Source organism: Clostridium sp. (assembly GCF_036643715.1).
Taxonomy (GTDB): Bacteria; Bacillota; Clostridia; order Clostridiales; family Clostridiaceae; genus Clostridium.
Window position 1 is genome coordinate 1 of sequence record NZ_JAVXRL010000013.1, and the last position, 22,203, is coordinate 22,203.

A 22,203-nucleotide genomic window follows, 5' to 3' on the forward strand; every position below is an offset into this window, starting at 1 on the left:
AAAGATACGGATTTTAAAAACTTAGAATTAAAAGAATCAATAAATTATTTAAGAAAAGATTATAAAATAGTTATAACACTATACTACATTATGGGATTTAGTATAAAAGAAATAAGTATGACATTAAATGAAAAAGAAGGAACAGTAAAATCAAGGTTAAGTAGAGCGAGAAATGAACTTAGAGACTATTATTCAATTACTAAGGGGGTAAAATAATTATGGATAATATAGAAAATAAATTATTAGAATTAAAAGACGATAATAATAAAGTTCCAGAAGTTGTTTTAAATAAAGTTAATGAAGCATTTAATGAAATTAGAAATGACAAATCAAAGGATAGTAATAGTAAGAAAATATTTCCTAAGAAATATTTTGCAGTAGCTGCAGGAATTATACTAATTACAACAATAGGATTCGGAAAGCCTGCAATAGGAGCAATGAAAAGTTTTATATTTAATTTTGGTAACAAAAGTATAGAAAGTGCGGTTAATAACAATTATGTTCAAAGCATAACTGATAAAAAAGTCAGTACTGAAAAATTTAATTTAGAACTAAAAAATGTTTTAGTTGATCAAAGCAATATAGCATTAGACTTTAATTTAGATATAAAAGACAATTCAATGACGAAGTGGGAAGAAATTGAGAATAATGATATTACTATGAATATCGCCTTTTTAAATGAGGATGGCAGTGTAAATAACAATATTAAAGAAAATATTAGTACTACATCATATGAAATTGATAAAAGTAATTTAAGTAACAATAAATTAGGTATAAAAGTTTTATTTCATTCATCTACTAATGAATTTCAGAAGATGAAAAATTTAAATGTTAAAATATCAAATATAACATTTTTAAAGTTAAAGACTGATGTAATATCAACAACTGATTTTGATTTTAATGTAAAATTAGATTTAAATGATAAATTATCTAATCCAACTACTATTAATTATAAGTCTAGTAGTGGATTAAAAAATATAATAATTAATAAAGCAACATTAAATCCTACAGGACTATTTGTGGATTTAAATTATAAAGGAATAGGATATGATGAAAATATTGTTATTCATACAAATTTAGTTGACACAAAAGGGAATAAATATAAAATGGAAGAGGCTTCATTAGGAACAACAATTGAGGGGTATTATCACGTATCAGGTTCATTCAAAGGAGTTAGTTCATTTGATAATATAGACACATTTATTTTGGAAATAGAAAATCCAGATGGAACAACAATAGATAGAATAAAATTAACAAAGTAGACTCTATAGTACAAGCGTTAACATTAGATTAACATAGCTTCTGATAATATGAAAATATAATTAATTATGAGGAGGCAAATTATGAAGGGTGAAAAAAATTACAAAGCTCCAAAGGGGACACTTATACTGAATATATTAGCAACTTTAATGGGAGCGTGCGCAGTATTTAATATATATACTTCAAATATATATATTAATAATTTAATTAAACAAGGATTAGATGTAAGTAAACAGTTAACTGATGTTATTAGTTATTACTTAAATGCTGTAACACCATATATTGTTTACTGCATATGTTTTGTAGCATTAGGCTACATAATAAATAAAGTTGTATATTTAACAGAAATAAAAGAGGTTAATGCAATATTAGAAAAATCTTTAGATAATAAATCATTAGAAGATGATGAAGGTGAAATAGATATACTTTTTGAAGGAATAGAAGAAAAATAATAGTAAAGAACTTGGTAATTTAAATATTAATTACCGAGTTTTTTTGTTTATAAATAAGCAAGTGTATAATTAAATTAATAAAAGTATGAAAGGTTATTAATTTAATTACGATTATAATAATGAGGGGATATAGATTAATAGAAGAAAGGGGGAAGAACATTGTCACACATATGTAAAAATAACTATATAAATGCTTTAAAGGAAAAAGATATAGATGGGCTTATTTTTATAATAGATTTATATTCTAATTTAATATTTAAAGTAGCATTTAATGTTTTAAATTCTAGAGAACTTTCGGAAGAGTGTATAAATGATGTTTTTCTAAAGGTATGGAACAATATAGATAGGTTTAATAAGGAAGATGATAAATTTAAAAATTGGATATGTACTATAACTAAGTATACTGCAATTGATATGTTAAGAAGTGAAAAGAAACATAATAATAATTTAAATATAGAGGATGATAGCATAACGGCAAGTGGAGAGATAGAGAAAGATTTTCAAAATGACAATGATTTAGAAATTATTAAAAAAGAAATTAATTCGATGGATATAAAAGATAGGGAAATATTCATAAGGAAATTTTATTATGGGGAAAAGATAAAAGATATAAGTAAAGCATTAGATATTACAGAAAATGCAGTGAATTTAAGAATACTAAGAGGAAGAAAAAGATTAAGTGAAAAAGTTGGAGAAAGGGGGGCTTAAAATGAATAAAGATTATTTTGATAAAATCGAAGAGTTTGATGAGGGGAATCTTCCAGATGTAGAAATGAGTATTGAAGAAGTAAATAGAGTGAAAAATAATGTAATTAAAATTGTAAAGTCATTAAAAGATAAAAATAAAAGATTAGATTTCAATATAACTTTAGAAGGAGCTTTAAAGCTAAAAAATGAATTAGGCGATAATGCAGATAAAGCAATATATGGTACAAAAAGCGCATTGCTTATGAGATCTATTATGTTAAAAACTATTGAAGAGAAAGAAGGCCTTAAGAAAGAAGAAATAGTTGATGAACTATTTAGAAATGTCCATGCTCCAACTTGGTGGTGGGGAGCTGCAGTTTGCTATAAAATGTTTTTAATAAAAGATAAGCTTATAATATATTCTTTTGATTCACACTATAAAATATTTAGTCATTATAAAGTAAATATAGATGAAGTAATAGAAGCTGGTAGAGCTGGTAAAGGAAAATGTATTATGGATGAAGATGAACAAATAATTGTATTAAAAGATACAAAAATAGTTTTAAGACCAGATTATGGTGGGAGCAAAGATGATTTACTACGATTTATGGAATCCTTAAGGACAATGGGAGTAAAAGATGTTGATAGAAGCGGATTTCCATGGCAAGATACTGTAATGAAAATTATGTGGGTTTTAGTAGCAATAGTAATTATATGTTTGATTATGACTTTAGTTAAATTTTAAATAGAAAAGTTACGCATACTAATTATAAAATGATCGTAGGTGGTAATGATGATGAAGAAAATGCTAATACCAGTAAGAGCGAGAATTAAGCCAAATGATGTAAGAGAGGAAATAGCTAAATTTGAATCAATAAATAAAAGTCCATACAGTGAAAGTTACTATAATACTGACGAAATAGATTGGAACTATAAGCCAGAAGGAAGCCTTAGAATATCAGACCATTGGAATTTTATGTCTCATGGAGAGAAGCATTGTATGCTAGATTATACTGAAGAAAAGATAGATAATAATTGGATATTAGCTAAATATATTCAAGGTAAGTATCATGTTATAAAAGAGTTTGGAGAAGGTGATTTAGGTTATAAATTCATTGAGGTTACTAAAGAAGAATTAGATATGCTTAAAGACTTATATAACAAAGGAGGAATAGCAAGTTCTAGAGAATGGTATAAAAAATATAAAGTAAGAACTAACTTAATTAAGGAAACTCATATTAAAAATAAAAAAATATTATCAAAAAAGATAAGTATTGAAAAGATTAAAGAGTTTAAGTTAGAAAACAAAGATGTAAAGAAAATAGTATATATAGAAGATTATTATATGGATAGTATTAAAATGGCTATAAAAATTTATGATAGTTTGAGTTTATATGAGGATCTTATAAAAGGGGAAACTTATAAATTAAATAATAATAACAATTTAGAATCATCAGAAAAGGTTATAATTTTAATTTTGAATAATGGTATGGCGCTTGACTTCAAAGTAGTTTAAAATAGTTAAAGTAATTATTTAAACTACAATATGGAGGAATACAAATGAACTTTATTGCTATAGATTTTGAGACTGCTAATGAGAAGAGGAATAGCCCATGCTCTATTGGTATCGTCGTTGTGGAAAAGGGGAAAGTTATAGAGGAAGTACATCATTTAATAAAACCAAAAGAAATGAGATTTATGCCAATTAACATAGGAATACATGGTATAAGACCAAAGATGGTTATAAATGAACTAGAATTCGATAAAGTATGGGATAAAATTAAACATTATTTTGATGAAGCCTTAGTAATAGCTCATAATGCTTCTTTTGATATATCAGTACTTAGAAATACATTAGATCTTTATGGAATTACTGCACCAACATTTAATTATATGTGCACTATGAAGCTATCAAGAAATTTTTATAGAAATCTTGATAATGCTAAATTAAATACAGTAAATGATTTTTTAGGATTTGAATTTAAACACCATGATGCATTAGCGGATGCACTTGCTTGTAGTAATATATTATTAAATATATCAGAGGAATTAAATACGAAAGATATTGAGAAAATATCCTCTGAAATTGGTGTTACAATTGGGTCTGTAAATTGTGATGGGTACAAGCCATCTTCAACAAAAGGGAGAGTATTAAAGATATCAAATAGGGAATGCGCAACAAATAAGCGAGATTTAAATGATAATTTAAATATGTGTGCATTTAAAAATGAAGTTATAGTATTTACTGGAGGATTAGGGTCAATGACGAGGGATAAAGCGGTCATGCTAGTTAGAAAGCTTGGTGGTTCAGTTGGGAGTTCAGTAACTAAGAAGACAACTTGTATAGTTACTAATATGAAAGATATAGATAAGTTAGATAGAGAAGAGATGAGTAATAAACTAAAAAGAGGAGTAGACTTACGATTAAAAGGTCAAAATATAAAGTTTTTAAATGAAGAGGAATTTTTAAAAAGGGTAAATGGATAAATGTTTTTAAAATAAAAATAATAAGAGCGGGAAATATCAAAAAAATGGAGAAAAATAATAAACAGTTTATAATGAATTTAAATAGTAAAAGTAATTATAATGCTCAGAATAAAGCTATAAATAATTTAGGAATTATATCTGAAGAGTTAACAAATGCAATGAAAATATATAGTAATGGTAACTTTAAAGTTAACGATGGTGTATCTTCAAGTGAAAAATATAAGTGTAACTGCAGGGCACTATTAAAATATTAATCCTACTAAGTAATTTAATTTACTTAGTAGGATTAAATTTTATAGAACTATATTGCATAGGAAGATAATGCTTATTAAAAGCAATAGGAAATTCACTATTTTTATAAAGTGCTTCTTCAACTAAATAAAATTGTTTTTCACAAGAAATAGGATGACTTTTAGTAACAAAGTTACCAGCTGTTGAGAATTTTATATCAACTAATGCATCTGAACACTTTTCGTAAATTCCTTCCTCAATAAATTCAAGAAGTTCTTCTTTATTATTTAAATCAAGATTGAAAGATGAAATAGCTTCAATTGGTACTATAGTAAATGTATAAGCGATAGAGTTATTGTTATGCATATACCATCTATCGATACCTACAGTTGCTACAGATTTAGTTCCAAGAATCTTAGTAAAATAATCTGATGGTGGCTGTATTTTAAAGTCAATTTCAACAGTATCTATAGGGTGTTCCATACACTTATAAACAACATGTCCTATCTTTTCTAAACCATTTTTTTTAATAGATGGTTCTTTAATTATGTAATTTCCTTTTCCACGAATATTTTTAATTAATCCATCATCTTGAAGCAATGACAATGCTTGTCTTAGTGTACTTCTACTTACACCAAGTTTTTTAGCAAGGTCTGGTTCAGATGGTAATCTACTATTTTCGTTAAAAGTTCCTTCGTTAATCATTTTAAAAAGTTTGTTATATACAGTAACATACCTAAGTTCTTTTGCAGTATCAATTATGTTAATATCAATATTATTCATTTAATCCACCTTTCGAATAAACAGACAAGTTTAAGACAAGTCATATAATTTAAAAATCTTTCTATATTATAAATTATAAAAGATTTTAGAAAATTAGCAAATAAAAAAAGAAAAAATATGTAAACGATTGACAAGTGCTAAAAGTACGTGGTATTATCTTTATATAGAAAACAGACAAGTAAATAGACAAGTTAAATGTTGTATAAAAAACTTTAGGAGGAATGAAAAATGATTTATTCACAAAATTCAAAAGAATATCATATAGACGTAGCAAAGGGTGAAGTAGGAAAGTACGTAATTATGCCAGGAGATCCAAAAAGATGTGCAAAGATTGCAAAGTACTTTGATAATGCAGAACTAGTTGCGGATAATAGAGAATATGTTACATATACAGGTTACTTAGATGGAGTTAAAGTAAGTGTTACTTCAACTGGTATCGGTGGACCTTCAGCTGCTATAGCATTAGAAGAATTAGTTAAATGTGGAGCAGATACATTCATAAGAGTAGGTACATGCGGTGGTATGGATCTTGATGTTAAAGGCGGAGATATAATAGTAGCTACAGGAGCTATAAGAGCAGAAGGAACTACAAGAGAATATGTTCCAATAGAATTCCCAGCAGTAGCTAATTTAGAAGTTATAAATTCTTTAGTACAAGCATCTAAGGATTTAAATGAAACTTATCATGCAGGTGTAGTTCAATCTAAAGATTCATTCTACGGACAACATTCACCAGAAACAAAACCAGTAGGATATGACTTACTTAACAGATGGGATGCATGGGTTAAGTGTGGATGTCTTGCTTCAGAAATGGAAGGTGCAGCTTTATTTATAGTTGGAAGTTACTTAAAAGTAAGAGTTGGAGCAGTATTCCTAGCAATAGCTAACCAAGAAAGAGAAAAAGCAGGTCTTGATAATCCTCAAGCACATGATACAGAAGGAGCTATAAAAGTCGCTGTAGAAGGAATAAGAAATTTAATAAAATTAGACAAAGAGAAAGAAACTAGAGTAAAATAGTATTAAAACATAAAAGGGAGTTTTAAATATGAGTAAATATAAAAGAGTTTTTACAATAGTAATAGATTCATTAGGTGTTGGAGCAATGCCAGATTCAAAAGAATATGGTGATGTTGATGTAGATACTTTAGGACATATTGCTGAATCAGTAGAAAGTTTTAATATCCCTAATTTGCAAAAAATGGGTATAGCAAACTTACACAAAGTCAAGCATGTTGATGAAGTTTCAAAACCATTAGGTCATCAAATGAAGATGAGAGAAGCAAGTGTTGGAAAAGATACTATGACAGGTCACTGGGAAATGATGGGACTACATATTACTAAGCCATTCCAAACATTCACTGATACAGGGTTCCCAAAGGAATTATTAGATGAATTAAGTAAAAGAACTGGTCATAAAATTGTAGGAAACAAAAGTGCTAGTGGAACTGAAATTCTAGATGAACTTGGTGAACATCAAATGAAAACTGGAGATATGATAGTTTATACTTCAGCGGATTCAGTACTACAAATTTGTGGTCATGAAGAAACATTTGGATTAGAAGAATTGTATAGATGTTGTGAAATTGCAAGAGAACTTACACTTAAAGATGAGTGGAAGGTTGGAAGAATAATTGCAAGACCTTATTTAGGAAATAAAAAAGGTGAATTCAAACGTACTAGCAACAGACACGATTATGCCTTAAAGCCATACGGAAAAACTGTTCTTAATGAATTAAAAGATAATAATTTTGATGTTATATCTGTAGGAAAGATTAAGGATATATTTGATGGAGAAGGAATAACAGAAGGATTTAAGTCAAAGAGCTCAGTTCATGGAATGGAACAAACATTAGAAATAATGGATAAAGATTTCAATGGATTATGTTTTGTAAACTTAGTTGACTTCGATGCTCTTTGGGGACATAGAAGAAATCCACAAGGTTATGCAGAAGAATTAGAAAAATTTGATGTAAGCTTAGGTAAAGTATTAGATAAGCTAAAAGAAGATGATTTATTAATAATTACTGCTGACCATGGAAATGATCCAACTTACAAAGGATCAGACCATACAAGAGAACATGTACCATTTTTAGCATACTCACCTTCAATGAAGGAAAATAGTATACTTGAAACAGCAGATAGTTTTGCAACAATTGGAGCAACAATTGCTAATAACTTTGAACTTAAAATGCCAGAAGGTACTATAGGAGAATCTGTTCTAGAAAAGCTTGTATAGTAAAAGATAATAAAAATTTTTATATAACCTAGAAAAATACCAAACTAACTTTATAGCTTAGTTTGGTATTTTTTTCTTTAACCATATTAACGTTACATTAACATTAAATATGATATAATCTATTAATTAAATTATTAAGAGGTGTAGTATGAGAGTGCTTATTATAGAAGATGATAAACAATTAGCAGAAACGATTAAAAAAGGTCTTGGAACCTTTGGATTTTATTCAGATATTGCAAACAATGGACTAGATGGAGACGAAAAAGCTTTAGTAAATAAATATGATGCAATATTATTAGATTTAAATTTACCAGATAAAGATGGTTTAGAAATATTAAAAGATTTAAGGGAAAGGGGAATTGTGACGCCTATAATTATCGTAACTGCAAGAGATGAAATAAAGGAGCGTACTATGGGATTAGACTTAGGAGCAGATGACTACTTAGTAAAACCTTTCGACTTAATGGAATTAAGAGCAAGGATACAAGCAGTAGTAAGAAGAATTTATGGAAGGGTAAATTCAGAAATAAAAATAGATGATTTAGTAATATATCCAAAGAGTAGAGTTGTAAAATATGGGTTAGAAGAAGTTAAATTATCAGCTAAAGAGTTTGATATTTTAGAATATATATGCAGTAAGCATCCAGAAGTTGTATCTAGCGAAGAGATTGCAGAACATGTTTATGATGAGTTTTTTGATCCATTTTCTTCTGTACTTAGAGTGCATATATGTAATTTAAAAAAGAAGCTTAAAAATGTTTCTAAAAGAGAAATGTTAATAACTTTAAAAGGTAAGGGATATAAAATATGGGAAGAAAATTAGATTATAAAAGTAAATTAAGTGTTCTTTTAATAAGTTATTCTTTTTTTATTACTATGATCGTGCTTGTTTTTGGGTTTATTATAATACAGAAAGTAGATAAACCAGCTAATACAGGGGAATATTTTGTTCCATATACTGCGAATGAAATAAATGATGGAATAACATCAGAAAAGCCCGCTATGACTATAGAAATAAGAAGTAAAGCAGTAAAAGCATCAGAAGTTAAAGGGAATTATAATCAAGCTTTAATTGAAAAGACATTATTAATAATGGTTAGTGTCGTTATAGTTGTTATGATATTGTCTTTAATATTAAGTAAGTTTATTAGTAAAAGGCTTATAGCACCAATAGAGAATATGACTTCTGCACTACCAAATATTATAAACACTAATAATGAAATATCACTAGATAACAAAATATTTACAGGAGAGCTAAGTGGAGTTAAAAATGCTTTAGAGAACTCTACAAATAAAATAAAATTATTACTGAATGAAGCAAATAATATAAATTCTTATATAACCCACGAACAAAAGAATACTTTATCTATTTTAAGAGCGAAGATTCAAATTGGGGAAAGGGATGAACTTATAAGTATAGTTGATAAAATGAGCTCTAGTTTAGATGATATTTTAGCTATAAATGCAACAGAAGATCTAAGTAATGGGGAAGATGTAGATTTAGCACTAGTATGTGCAGAAGCTATAGATTTATATAGTAAAAATTATAAAGACTTAGAACTTGAAATTGATGAGGAAGAATTTACAATCATAAAGGGAAGAAAGTTATGGATATATAGAGCTATATGCAATCTTATCGAAAATGCGATTAAGTATGGTAATGATTCTAAAATCAAAGTGAAAGTATATAATGCAAATAATAGTTCTATAATTTGTGTAGAAGATGGGGGGAAGGGAATAGATAAAAACATTATAGATAATATCTTTAATCATAAGTATAGAGGACAAAATTTGAAAAAGGATGGTAATGGAATAGGACTTAGCCTAGTGTCTCATATAACAAGTTTATGTGGTGGAATTGCTTTTGCAGAGAGTGAAGAAAATAAGGGAAGTAAAATTTATATGGTATTTAAGACATTAACAATAGATTAACATAACTTTTGATAATATGAGTACATAAAGTGAGTGGAGGTATGATTAATGTATGTTATAAAAAATGCTGTAAAAAATATATGGCGTAATAAAGGAAGGAATTTACTAGTTGGGGTAATAATCTTAGGGATAATAACTTCAGTGGTAGTTGCTTTTACAATTAATACTACTACAGGTGAAATTATAAAAGACTATAAAGCAAAGTTTGGATCAGAAGTAACTATATCACCTGATATGGATAAAATTATAAATGGCGAAGGTGAAAAAGATAAAGGTGGAATGGTTAAAATTCCAAATATAACAGCCGATCAATTCAAAGCTTTTGGAGAATCAGATTATTTACAGAAAGCTTTATTCACATCACAACTTGGAGCTACTTCAGATAAGTTAAAAGCTATTGATGAAGATATAGAAAAAGATAATGAGAAAAATGGAAGCGCAATGATTATGGAAAGTAGTGATAACAGTGGTAAAAAAATAGAGAGTCCAAAATATAGAATTATTGGGAATTCAAGTAGTGAATCATTAACCGAATTTAAGGATGGAAAGAGAAATATAGTAGATGGAAGATTATATGAGAGTAAAAATGAATGTATAATAAGCAAGGAACTAGCAGATAAGAATAAGATAAAAATTTCAGACTATATAAATTTAAAAAATCCTACTGAAGATGGAAATCAAACATATAAGTTAAAAGTAGTAGGGATTTATTCAGATGGTACTAACCCTTATAATGAAGGATTCTATAAAAGTGCATACATGAATAGAAGAAATGAAATATTATGTAACTTTGAAACTGCAACGGGAATGTCAAATGATGAATATACAAATATACAAGCTAAATATTTCTTAAAGTCACCAGATAAGGTAAAAGATTTTGAAGCAGAAGTTAGAAGTAAAGGGCTACCTGAAATATATAATGTATCTACTGATGAAGATAGTTACAATAGAATAGTTGGACCAGTTGAAGGTTTAGGTTCTATAACATTAATGTTTATATTTGTAGTTCTAGGTTTAGGTGCTGTAATTTTAATATTATTAAATACACTATCAATTAGAGAAAGAAAGTATGAAGTTGGAGTATTGCGTGCCATAGGTATGAAAAAATGGAAGGTAGCTATGGGCTTAATAACAGAGTCATTAGTAATAACTGCAATCTGTTTAGGAATTGGATTAGGTACAGGTTCTATAATATCTCAACCAGTATCAAACTCATTACTGCAAAAACAAATTGAGGCTCAGAAAGAAAGTAAAAATCCATCTAATGTGGCTATGAGTATTGTTTCAATTGATGGAGAACAAAAAGAAGATACAATTACAAATATTAAAGTGAAGATGGATGGAGAGACATTATTAAAGGTTACTGCAGTTGCAATGTTATTAGTATTAATAAGTAGTAGCGCTGGTGTAATGTATATTACAAAATATGAGCCAAGAAAAATTCTTACTGAAAGGAACTAGTGATTATGGGAATATTAAATGTGAAAAACGTATCATATGCGTATAGTGGAGCTAACAAAAATGTATTAAATGATATAAATATTGATTTTAAAAAATCAAAAATATATTCAATAATAGGTAAATCGGGTGCTGGTAAAACAACATTACTTTCACTTATATCAGGATTAGATATTTGTAATAAAGGTGAAATATTATATAACGGTAAAAACTTGAACAATATTGATAGAGATGAGTATAGAGCTAAAAGTATAGGTGTTATATTCCAAGGATATAACTTATTGAATAATTATACTGCTGTGGAGAATATAATATTATCAATGGAAATTAGCAATGTAGAGGTTAAATATAAAAGAGAATATGCTTATAATTTATTAAATAAAGTGGGAATTGATAAAGAGACAGCATCGAGAAAAGTTCTAACCTTATCAGGTGGGGAGCAGCAACGTATTGCAATCGCAAGGGCTCTTTCACATAATCCTGAAATTATAATTGCGGATGAACCAACTGGTAACTTAGATTCAGAGACTGAAGCAGATATATTAGATATTCTTAAAAATTTAGCTCATAATGAAGGTAAGAGTGTTATAATTGTGACTCATTCAAATAAAGTTGCCATACTTGCAGATGAAGTATGGGGATTAAAAAAAGGTGATTTATTATTTATTAGATAATAAATTTATAGTAAAAGGCTCACTATAATGGTGAACCTTTTTTTCTTTGTAATAATGTTTAGGTTTAGTTATAGTATAATAAATTAAATTAACTTGAGAAGGAATGATTAAGATGAATGTTTTAATTGCAGATGATGAAAAACAAATGGTGAAAATATTATGTGCGTATTTTGAAAAAGAAGGTTTTAATACATTTAAGGCATATGACGGAGAAGAAGCTTTAGAATTATTTCAGGCTAATAAAATAGATTTAGCAATTTTAGATTGGATGATGCCGAAAGTTACAGGGCTAGAAGCTTGTAAGTACATTAAAGAAAATGGAAATACAAAAGTTTTAATACTTACAGCAAAAGGACAAAATGATGATGAAATTGAAGCTTTAAATTGTGGGGCTGATGAATATGTAAAAAAACCATTTGATCCTAGAATACTAATAATAAGAGCTAAAAAGCTTATTAATGCAACTGAAGAAGTAAATATAAATAATATTAATATAAATTTAGAGAAGCAAAGAGTATATAGAAGTGGAGAAGAATTAAAATTAACTAAAATAGAATATGACTTATTAAATTCTTTTATAAAAAATAAAGGAATTATATTATCAAGGGATAAGTTAATAGATTTAGTGTGGGGAATAGATTATGAAGGTGATTATAGAACAGTAGATACACATATTAGAAGACTTAGAAGTAAAATCGGGGAAGATATTATTAAAACTTATAGAGGTATAGGATACAGTATAGAAGGTGAAGAAAATTAAAATAAATAAGAAGCTTACAATTAGTGCAGCGTCAGTTATGATAGTAGTAACATTAGTATCTATTGGTTTAAATTTATATTTTGTAAATAAATTTTATATTTATGAGAAAACAAAAATTTTAACTAAATTATCAGATGAAATGAGTCTGAAATCTTTTAAAGATATACAAAAAAACATAGATAATCTTGAAAAGGATAATGGTATAGTAATATCGTACACTGCAGATAATGGTAATTTAGATAAGATTAATTCTGATATTATTTATGGATTTGAATCAAAGAAGATTAAGTTAAATAAGTTTTGGATAACAGAAGATACATTAAATAAATTAAATTATGAAAGTGTAAATAAAATATATGATCAAGGTATTCAAAAGTATAAGGTTTTAACGAAGTTTGTTAAAGTTGATGGATATATTATTGCGATAGGAATGCCATTACCTTATATGAATGATGCAATATCTATAATCAATAAGTTTAATATATATTTAAATATATTTTCAATTATATTAATTATAGTATTAGTTAGTATTTTAGCTAAGAAAATAACGAATCCAATTCAAAATTTAAAAGTTTTATCAGAAGATATTTCAAACTTAAATTTTAGAAAAGAAGAAATTGATACAGGTGATGAGATTGAGGAACTTGCAGTGAGTATAAATAGTATGAGTGAAAGTTTAGAAGCTGCGCACAACAAAATAAATGATCAAAATGAAATGCTAAAGGAATTAATTTCTGATATATCTCATGAACTTAAAACACCGTTAGCTTTAGTAAAAGTATATAGTCAAGGAATTGAAGATGGGTTAGATGATGGTACATATATTCAAATAGTTCAAGAGAATATAGATAATATGGATAACTTAATTGAAAGGCTTTTATTTTGGGGTAAAATAGAAAAAAACGTGATTGAAAAGAAATATTTTAAAATTGATGATAAAGTAAGTAATTTATTAAATAAATATAGTATTTTAATTAATGAAGCAAATATAAAAGTATCATTAAATATAGATAAAGGCGAGGAGTATATTATTTTTGAAGATGAGGAAAGTATAGATGTAGTTTTAAACAATCTAATAACAAATGCAATAAAGTATACTAATAATAATGAAGTTAATTTAAATATTTATAAAGAAAATGGAAATATAATATTTAATATAAAAAATGGAATTGATAAAAAGAGTATAGATAAAATAGAAAACATATGGAGACCTTTTTATGTTCTTGAAGAGTCAAGAAGTAAGGAATTATCAGGTACTGGACTTGGACTTTCAATAGTAAAAAAAATATTAGAAAAAAATGATTTATTATATGGACTTAATATTGTTGATGAAAGTATTGAGATATATATAAAATTTGTAACATTCGTGTAACATAAATAACTTATTATCCTTAAAGAGGTGAAATAAGTGAAAAAAATAATTGCAATAGTTTTAATTGCAACAGCTACAACAACAATAGTTAGTGGATGTGCAAAAAATGAATTAACTACAAAAACAGAAAAAACAGAAGTGGAGAATTTAGATTTTAAATTTAAAGTAGATCCAGAAACATTTAAAATAACAGTAGATTCAAATGGGGTAAGTGAAACCGTATCTGAACCATTAGGGAAAAAGAAGGCATCTAATGTTAAAGATAATGGTGATGAAATATCTTGGAGCTATGATAATGAAAATATTGATGTAGATGTTAAAAAGGAAGAGAAATTTTTAGATGTAAAAATTAAATCGAATACTGATAAAGAAAATGATTTTGATTGGCCAAAAGTTAAAGGAGAAAGTTATATGATGCCTTTAAATGAAGGTAAATATATTCCAAGTAATGATACTACTTGGAAAGAATACTTAGATAATACAACCCTTAAGGGCATAGAATCTTTATCAATGCAATTTTTTGCAGTTAATAAAAAAGAGTATTCTTTATTATATATAATTGAAAATCCGTATAACAACAATATTAAATTTAATACTAAAGATAATATTCAGTTCACATTGAACCATGAATATCCAACAATTAATAAAGATAAAGAATATAGTTTTAGAATTTATTTGACTAAAAATAATCCGGTGGATATAGCAAAGACTTACAAAAACTACATAATTGAACATAATAATTTTAAAACTTTAGAAGAAAAAGCTAAAGAAAATGAAAATATTAAGAAACTTTATGGGGCACCACATGTATATTTCTGGGATAAGTCTATAATGTCGGAAGAGAATATAAAATGGAATAAGTTAAAAGATAATATATCAAAAGAATTTAAAAGTTGGATGCAAAGTTTATTAAAAACAAAAGTTGAAGATGGAGAAGAATTATCTAAAGCTTTTGATGATATACAAAGTGTAGATTATATTGATAAATATACTAAAAATAGAATATTAAAAGGATTTAATGAAGTAGCTAAATTAAAAGAATTTTATAATGAAAAAATATTTACAAATTTAGATTCAAAAAGTAAGGGATTATTGGATAAAGGTATAAATAATTTAAATGGAGTTGAATTAATAGAATTAAATAAAGAATTATTAAAATCGCAATTAAATGATGCAGTAGATCCAATTAATAAATGGGCAGATGCAAATACAACTGATGTACTTCAAGATATGAAGGATTCAGGAATTGACAATATGTGGGTTGGATTGGATGATTGGCAAGACGGATATATGAATCCAAAATTAGTTCAGAAAGCTAATGATTTAGGATATTTAGTTGGAACTTATGATTCATATCATTCAATTCATAAGCCAGGTGAAGAAAAGTGGAATACAGCTAAATTTACAGATAAAACACTATATGATAATGCTACTGTAACCGATAAGGATGGTAAGAAAATAGAAGGATTCCAAGGTGCTGGTAGAAAGTTAAATCCAACACTTGCAATGCCAAGCGTAAAAGAGAGAGTGGATTCTATTTTAAGTACAGGATTAAAATTTAATTCATGGTTTTTAGATACTGATGGAACTGGAGAAGTATTTGATGATTACTCAAAAAATCATCCTACAACAGAAGAGGAAGATATAAAGGCAAGGCTCGAAAGAATCGAATATCTTCAAAATGATAAAAATATGGTTGTTGGTACTGAGGGTGGAAATGATTTTGCAAGTAAAGATATAGCTTTTGCACATGGTATAGAAATGCCTTCATTTTCATGGATGGATGAAGATATGAAGAATAATAAGGATAGTAAATACTATGTTGGAAGATATTATTCAAGTACTGGAGGAGTTCCAGAACTGTTTGCAAAACAAATACCGGTAAAAGATAAATATAAAAAATTATTTATGGATGAGGCATATACTATCCCATTATATAAGTTAGTTTATAATGATTCAGTTATTACTTCATACTGGTGGGGATTCGGTTCTTTAAAAGTTGAAGATGAAGTCAAAAATAGAATGTTGTATGAAATATTATATAATGTACCACCACTTTATCATATTGATAAAAATGAATGGAATAAATATAAAGATATTATAGTAGACAATTACAAAGTATGGTCTAAGTTTAGTAAAAAAGTTATAAATGAAGAAATGACAGATTTTAAAGTTCTATCAGATAATAGATTAGTTCAAATGACAGAGTACGGAGATGACTTTAAAGTTATAGCTAACTTTTCAAATGAAGATGTAACAATAGATGGAAATAAAATTGAAAAGGGTTCTCTTATAATAATTGATGGAGATAATAAGACTAAATATACACCGTGATGTGAGTATATAAAGGATGGAAACAAATGAGGATAGTAAAAAAGATGTTTTTATGGTCAATAATTTTAGCAGTTCTTATTGCTATATATGCAACATGTATAGAAAGAAATTTACTAATAGCAGAAAAACACAATTTACAATTGAATAATAATGATAACGAGTCATTAAAAGTAGTTCAATTTACAGATACACAATTAGGTGAATTTTATAGTATTGATCAGCTTGAAAAAGCTGTACATAAAATAAATGAGCAAAATGCAGATATAGTTGTATTTACTGGTGATCTTATAGATAATGCTGCCTCTTATGAAGATATAAATAAGGTAGCAGGTGTACTAAGTAAGATTAAGTGTAACATTGCTAAGTATGCCATCTATGGAAATCATGATTATGGTGGTGGAGCAGTAAGATATTATAATAATATAATGACTAAAGGTGGTTTTACTGTTCTAAAAAATGATAATGATAGAATTAAGTTCAAAGGTAAATATATAAATATATTTGGAGCCGATGATGGATTATTAGGTAACAATGATATTAAGAATACTATGGGAAATATTAATGAAAGTGATATTAATATATTACTTTTACATGAGCCAGATTTGGCTGATAAGTATAGTAAATATCCAATTGATTTAATACTAAGTGGTCATAGCCATGGTGGACAAGTTTATATTCCGTTTTATGGACCACTTGTTAAAAATACATTATCAGAGAAATATACGAAAGGTTTTTATGATCTACAAAATAAAAGGAAAACAAAGTTATATGTTAATAGTGGTCTTGGTAATACAAAGGCTCCTTTTAGGTTCTTTAACATTCCACAAGTTTCTACATTTAATATAAAAATTTAATATAAGTAATAGTTTCTAGATTGCAATTATATACTAATTATAGAATTATAATTAGGAGGAATCCATGAAAAAACATAGATCAAAGAAAAAATATAATATGGATATGAAAGGTAAGTATATAACTAATAATGTTTCAGAACCTATAACAGATGATAGTAATTCAGTAACTGTAGGAAAAAATGGACCGGTTTTATTGCAGGATTTAGATTTAATTGAAAAGCTTGCAAGTTTTGATAGAGAAAGAATACCAGAGAGAGTTGTACATGCTAAAGGTGCAGGTGCAAAAGGGTATTTTGAGTTAACAAACTCAATGAAGAAGTATACTAAGGCAAAAGTGTTTAATGAAGTTGGAATTAAGACTCCTGTAGCAGTAAGGTTTTCAACTGTTATTGGATTTAGAGGGTCAGCAGATACTTTAAGAGATCCAAGAGGATTTGCGACTAAGTTTTATACAGATGATGGAAATCTAGATATAGTAGGAAATCATCTTCCAGTATTTTTTATAAGGGATGCTAAGAAGTTCCCTGATATGGTGCATGCATTTAAGCCTTCACCAGATAATAATGTAACAGATAAAAATAGGTTCTGGGATTTCATATCAAGTAGTCCAGAGTCAACAAATATGATAACATTTTTATTCTCAGATTTAGGAACGATTAAAAGTTATAGAACTATCGAAGGATTTGGTGTTAATACGTATGTATGGATAAATGAAGAGGGGAAGCGTGTATTTATAAAATATCACTGGGTTCCAGCACTTGGAGTTAAAACTATAAATAGAAATGAAGCTGAATTACTTGCAGGGTTAGATCCTGATGTAGCTACTAGAGATTTATTTGATACTATATCAGAAGGTATAGAAGTTCAGTATGATTTTAAAGTACAAGTTATGGAAATGGATATGGTAGATAAATTAGATTTTAATCCTTTAGATGCAACAAAAGTATGGCCGGAAGAAAAATTCCCACTTATAAATGTTGGGAAAATGATATTAAATGAAAATCCTAAAAACTTTTTTGGCGATGTTGAACAAATTGCATTTTGTCCTTCAAATTTAGTTTTAGGTATTGAACTTTCAAATGATAAGCTTCTTCAAGGAAGAAGTTTCTCATATAAAGATACTCAAAGGCATAGAATTGGAGCTAACTTTCAGCAATTACCTATAAATAGACCAAAAGTTGATCCAGTGAATAATACTCAAGATGGGCCTATGAGATATAAATATAATGAAGGAAGTATTAATTTTAAACCTAACTCTTTAAATGATAATGAGCCTATGGAATACCCAAAAGGTAAGGAAATCCCATCTTTTGTCCAAGGTAATATAACAAGTGAAGTTATAGATAAAGAAGAAAATTTTAAACAAGCAGGGGAAAGATATAGAGCTATGAGTGATAAGGATAAAGAGACTTTAGTTAGCAATATAGTAGCAGATATGTGGGAAGTTGACCTAAACATTCAGTTAAGAGCTATCGATAATTTCACTAAAGCAGACTCTAACTTTGGAAAGGAAGTAAGAAAAGGATTGAATATAAAATAATAGTAAAAGCCTAAAATGTTTTGTCATTTTGGGCTTTTTTATATTTTTATAAAGATAATGTATATATAAGAAATCTTTCTCTATTATCGTGTTTATATAAATTAGGTAATATAACTTCTTTAGATAAAGTAAATGAAGTTTTATTTTCTAAATAGTATATATAATCTTCAGATGGATAATAAAGAATTATATCAACTGATCTATTATGTTTTTCTAAAGATATTAAAATATTTTCTACAACTTTTGAAAATATTTGCACAGAAAATGGGTTGAAGAAATAAAATTTATTATCTTTATGATTTATATTATATTCTTGCGCAAAGCAATTTGAAAAATTAATGGGGCTCTTATTTTTTTTGTGTTTTTTAAAATAAGCTGCTCTATTTTCCATAGCTTCATGGTAGAAGTAGTTATCCATTTCTATACCAGTTACAGAAGCATTAAAATAGTAATGTATATAAAAATTAAGCCTACCTTTTCCACAACCAAAGTCTAATATACTATCACTATTATTAATAGTATATTGCTCAAATAAAGCATTAAGTGCTTCATATGAAGTAGGCTCATATCTATTGTAATGAATGGATTCATTAAATATTTTTTGAGTTCCTGATGTTTTTATATTAAGTAGTTTTTCAAAGTATTGTTCGTTCATATATTTATCCTTTCAAGTATTAAATGTTGTCTATATTATAATAAACTAAAAAATCTTTTAAATGAAGTGTAGTATAAAATTATTAGCATTAAAATATTTTTATATAGACAAGAATTAATTATAAAGGTATAATTGATAATAATTATCAATAAAGGAGGGGTTTTAATGAATAATGTATTATTAGCTTTTTTGCTTACATTAATTGCAGGATTAGCTACAGGAATTGGAAGTTGTATTGCTTTTTTTGCAAAGAAGACTAATACTAAATTTCTTTGTATTAGTTTAGGTTTTTCAGCTGGAGTTATGATTTATGTTTCAATGGTAGAAATACTCCAAGAAGCAAAAGTATCATTAATAGGGGCTATGGGTATTAAAACAGGTAGTTTAGTTACAGTAATATCATTTTTTGCGGGTATCGCAATAATAGCTATAATAGATAAATTAGTTCCAAGTGAAGAAAATCCCCATGAAGTAAAAACAATGGACGAAGTGGACAACACTAAGTTTAATGGAGATAAAAAACTTTTAAGAACAGGAATGTTCACTGCATTAGTAATTGCAATACACAATTTTCCAGAAGGGCTTGCAACTTTTGTTTCAGCACTTGATAATGCAAAGATTGCTATTCCGATTACAATAGCGATTGCAATTCATAACATACCAGAAGGAATATCAGTATCAGTACCTATATATTATGCAACTGGTGATAAGAAAAAAGCTTTTATATATTCTTTTTTATCAGGTATGTCAGAGCCTGTAGGTGCAATAATTGGGTATACATTACTTAGAAATATTTTAAATGATGCAACACTTGGTATATTACTTGCAGCAGTTGCTGGAATTATGGTATTTATCTCAATAGATGAATTATTACCTACTGCTAGAAAGTATGGAGAACATCATCTTTCAATTTATGGATTAGTTGCAGGTATGTTTGTAATGGCAATTAGTTTATTATTATTTGTTTAAAAATAGTTAACTGAATGTTCATAAATATGTTGACAATTTTCGACTTTGATGAAATAATATACGAAAAGAATAAAACGTATTGGTACCTTTAATTCAGTTCAGAGAAGCTGGCAAGGTTTAACGAATAGGATATTAATTATATAGACTGGAAAGGTCTATATTCCTATAGTAAAGCTTTCTACTTTGAATATCAGGTAGAGAGCTTTTTTTGTTAGGTACTAATAGTAATATAAAATTACTAGGAGGCAACAAGATGAAAGCAAAAAAACAACATGAAGATCACGATTTTTCACTAGAGGCAGTTAATGAAAGTAGTAAGAAGGGGTTTATGTCAATGCTAGTTGTAATGCTAGGTTTTACATTTTTCTCAGCAAGTATGTTAACAGGAGGAACTTTAGGATCAAGTTTAAAAATGAATGATTTCATATTAGCAGTATTCTTAGGAAATATAATACTTTGTATTTATACAGGACTTTTAGCATACATAGCAGGGGGGACTGGGCTTTCAACTCACCTTCTAGCAAGATATTCTTTCGGAGAGAAAGGTTCATATTTAGTTTCATTTTTACTTGGAGGAACACAAGTTGGTTGGTTCGGAGTTGGGGTTGCAATGTTTGCAATACCAGTTTCAAGAGTAACAGGAATAGATGTAGTTTGGCTTGTAGTAATATCAGGACTTTTGATGACAGCAACAGCTTACTTTGGAATGAAGTCATTAACAATACTTAGTATAATAGCAGTACCATCAATTGCAATACTTGGTTCAATATCAGTATTTAAAGCAATTGGAACAGTTGGAGGATTACAAGGATTACTTTTAATAGAGCCACAGCAAACAATGACTATAAGTGCTGCACTAGCATTATGTGTAGGTTCATTTATAAGTGGTGGGACACTTACACCTGATTTTACGAGATTTGCTAAGTCAAAGAAGACAGCAGTAATGGCAACAGGAATTGCATTTTTAATAGGTAATTCACTAATGTTCGCTTTCGGAGCTGTAGGATCAATGGCAACTGGACAAGGTGATATTGCGGAAGTGATGTTTACACAAGGATTAATAATACCAGCAATAATAATACTTGGTTTAAATATATGGACTACAAATGACAATGCATTATATGCATCAGGTCTTGGCTTTTCAAATATTACTAAGTTACCAAAGAATAAAATGGTTATAGTAAATGGAATAATAGGTACTGCATCAGCACTTTTCTTATATAACAACTTCATGGGATGGCTTGGATTCTTAAATTCATTCATGCCAGCTGTAGGAGGAGTAATAATTGCAGACTACTTCATATTAAATAAAGGTAAATATAAAGAACTTAGCGAAGTTAAATTTATAAATATTAATTTTATAGCTATAGTGGCATGGCTTGTTGGAGTAGTAGGTGCTATGATATTACCAGGTATTGCACCGCTAAATTCTGTTATAATAGCAATAATCGCACATGTTGTTATAACTAAAGTAGTACAGGCAACAAAAGTCAATGAAGAATTAGTAAACAGCTAGGAG

23 protein-coding genes are annotated in these 22,203 nt (G+C 27.7%); 21 read left to right on the forward strand and 2 right to left on the reverse strand.

What is annotated here, in order from left to right; genetic code table 11:
* From RSF37_RS05540 to RSF37_RS05575, 8 genes are all read left to right on the forward strand, one after another.
* A partial coding sequence (locus tag RSF37_RS05540) for an RNA polymerase sigma factor (RefSeq protein WP_332563404.1) occupies positions 1 to 216 on the forward strand: 216 nt, incomplete at its 5' end.
* Positions 217 to 218: 2 nt separating this feature from the next.
* The gene (locus tag RSF37_RS05545; protein ID WP_332563405.1) at positions 219 to 1,262 is read left to right on the forward strand and encodes a hypothetical protein; all 1,044 of its coding nucleotides are present in this window, start codon (positions 219 to 221) and stop codon (positions 1,260 to 1,262) included.
* A gap of 81 nt (positions 1,263 to 1,343) precedes the next feature.
* Positions 1,344 to 1,712 (forward strand): hypothetical protein, encoded by a 369-nt coding sequence (locus RSF37_RS05550; protein ID WP_332563406.1) that lies wholly within the window; start codon positions 1,344 to 1,346, stop codon positions 1,710 to 1,712.
* Positions 1,713 to 1,871: 159 nt separating this feature from the next.
* Positions 1,872 to 2,420 carry a sigma-70 family RNA polymerase sigma factor gene (locus RSF37_RS05555; protein ID WP_332563407.1) on the forward strand — a complete coding sequence of 183 codons (549 nt, stop codon included), beginning with the start codon at positions 1,872 to 1,874 and terminating at the stop codon, positions 2,418 to 2,420.
* A 1-nt stretch (position 2,421) separates the two neighbouring features.
* A complete protein-coding gene (locus RSF37_RS05560; RefSeq protein WP_332563408.1) occupies positions 2,422 to 3,144 on the forward strand; it encodes a hypothetical protein in 723 nt (240 codons plus the stop codon).
* A 51-nt stretch (positions 3,145 to 3,195) separates the two neighbouring features.
* Positions 3,196 to 3,915, forward strand: coding sequence for a hypothetical protein (locus RSF37_RS05565; protein ID WP_332563409.1), 720 nt, complete (start codon positions 3,196 to 3,198; stop codon positions 3,913 to 3,915).
* A 44-nt stretch (positions 3,916 to 3,959) separates the two neighbouring features.
* Complete coding sequence (locus RSF37_RS05570) at positions 3,960 to 4,886, forward strand: exonuclease domain-containing protein (RefSeq protein ID WP_332563410.1); 927 nt, start codon at positions 3,960 to 3,962, stop codon at positions 4,884 to 4,886.
* 44 nt (positions 4,887 to 4,930) lie between these two features.
* Positions 4,931 to 5,140: a hypothetical protein gene (locus RSF37_RS05575; protein WP_332563411.1), complete on the forward strand. Its 210-nt coding sequence runs from the start codon at positions 4,931 to 4,933 to the stop codon at positions 5,138 to 5,140.
* Between the two features lie 19 nt (positions 5,141 to 5,159).
* On the opposite strand, the gene RSF37_RS05580 is transcribed toward RSF37_RS05575, so the two are convergent.
* Positions 5,160 to 5,900: a GntR family transcriptional regulator gene (locus RSF37_RS05580; RefSeq protein WP_442878709.1), complete on the reverse strand. Its 741-nt coding sequence runs from the start codon at positions 5,898 to 5,900 to the stop codon at positions 5,160 to 5,162.
* Positions 5,901 to 6,128: 228 nt separating this feature from the next.
* On the opposite strand from RSF37_RS05580, the gene udp reads away from it, so the two are divergent.
* The 11 genes from udp (at position 6,129) to RSF37_RS05635 (ending at position 19,060) form a co-directional block, all read left to right on the forward strand.
* Complete coding sequence (udp, locus tag RSF37_RS05585) at positions 6,129 to 6,917, forward strand: uridine phosphorylase (RefSeq protein WP_332563412.1); 789 nt, start codon at positions 6,129 to 6,131, stop codon at positions 6,915 to 6,917.
* Positions 6,918 to 6,945: 28 nt separating this feature from the next.
* The gene (locus RSF37_RS05590; RefSeq protein WP_332563413.1) at positions 6,946 to 8,136 is read left to right on the forward strand and encodes a phosphopentomutase; all 1,191 of its coding nucleotides are present in this window, start codon (positions 6,946 to 6,948) and stop codon (positions 8,134 to 8,136) included.
* A gap of 148 nt (positions 8,137 to 8,284) precedes the next feature.
* On the forward strand, positions 8,285 to 8,959 hold the full coding sequence (locus tag RSF37_RS05595) for a response regulator transcription factor (protein WP_332563414.1): 675 nt from the start codon (positions 8,285 to 8,287) through the stop codon (positions 8,957 to 8,959).
* Positions 8,944 to 10,068, forward strand: a complete 1,125-nt coding sequence (locus RSF37_RS05600) for a sensor histidine kinase (protein WP_332563415.1) — start codon at positions 8,944 to 8,946, stop codon at positions 10,066 to 10,068. Before RSF37_RS05595 ends, RSF37_RS05600 begins: the two co-directional genes overlap by 16 nt.
* A 48-nt stretch (positions 10,069 to 10,116) precedes the next feature.
* A complete protein-coding gene (locus tag RSF37_RS05605; RefSeq protein WP_332563416.1) occupies positions 10,117 to 11,529 on the forward strand; it encodes an ABC transporter permease in 1,413 nt (470 codons plus the stop codon).
* 5 nt (positions 11,530 to 11,534) lie between these two features.
* The gene (locus RSF37_RS05610; RefSeq protein WP_332563417.1) at positions 11,535 to 12,200 is read left to right on the forward strand and encodes an ABC transporter ATP-binding protein; all 666 of its coding nucleotides are present in this window, start codon (positions 11,535 to 11,537) and stop codon (positions 12,198 to 12,200) included.
* A 112-nt stretch (positions 12,201 to 12,312) separates the two neighbouring features.
* Positions 12,313 to 12,960 carry a response regulator transcription factor gene (locus RSF37_RS05615; RefSeq protein ID WP_332563418.1) on the forward strand — a complete coding sequence of 216 codons (648 nt, stop codon included), beginning with the start codon at positions 12,313 to 12,315 and terminating at the stop codon, positions 12,958 to 12,960.
* On the forward strand, positions 12,947 to 14,332 hold the full coding sequence (locus RSF37_RS05620; protein ID WP_332563419.1) for a HAMP domain-containing sensor histidine kinase: 1,386 nt from the start codon (positions 12,947 to 12,949) through the stop codon (positions 14,330 to 14,332). The genes RSF37_RS05615 and RSF37_RS05620 overlap by 14 nt, the downstream gene beginning before the upstream one ends.
* Before the next feature lie 36 nt (positions 14,333 to 14,368).
* Positions 14,369 to 16,666, forward strand: a complete 2,298-nt coding sequence (locus RSF37_RS05625) for a glycoside hydrolase (RefSeq protein ID WP_332563420.1) — start codon at positions 14,369 to 14,371, stop codon at positions 16,664 to 16,666.
* Between the two features lie 26 nt (positions 16,667 to 16,692).
* Positions 16,693 to 17,520 carry a metallophosphoesterase gene (locus RSF37_RS05630; RefSeq protein ID WP_332563421.1) on the forward strand — a complete coding sequence of 276 codons (828 nt, stop codon included), beginning with the start codon at positions 16,693 to 16,695 and terminating at the stop codon, positions 17,518 to 17,520.
* A 64-nt stretch (positions 17,521 to 17,584) separates the two neighbouring features.
* Positions 17,585 to 19,060 (forward strand): catalase, encoded by a 1,476-nt coding sequence (locus RSF37_RS05635; RefSeq protein WP_332563422.1) that lies wholly within the window; start codon positions 17,585 to 17,587, stop codon positions 19,058 to 19,060.
* 46 nt (positions 19,061 to 19,106) lie between these two features.
* On the opposite strand, the gene RSF37_RS05640 is transcribed toward RSF37_RS05635, so the two are convergent.
* A complete protein-coding gene (locus RSF37_RS05640; RefSeq protein WP_332563423.1) occupies positions 19,107 to 19,715 on the reverse strand; it encodes a class I SAM-dependent methyltransferase in 609 nt (202 codons plus the stop codon).
* Positions 19,716 to 19,880: 165 nt separating this feature from the next.
* Here RSF37_RS05640 and zupT point away from each other — a divergent pair, with 165 nt between their 5' ends.
* Entirely contained in the window at positions 19,881 to 20,684 is an 804-nt protein-coding gene (gene zupT, locus RSF37_RS05645; protein ID WP_332563424.1) for a zinc transporter ZupT, read from the forward strand.
* A gap of 253 nt (positions 20,685 to 20,937) precedes the next feature.
* Positions 20,938 to 22,200 carry a cytosine permease gene (gene codB / locus RSF37_RS05650; protein WP_332563425.1) on the forward strand — a complete coding sequence of 421 codons (1,263 nt, stop codon included), beginning with the start codon at positions 20,938 to 20,940 and terminating at the stop codon, positions 22,198 to 22,200.
* The last annotated feature ends 3 nt before the right edge of the window (positions 22,201 to 22,203 follow it).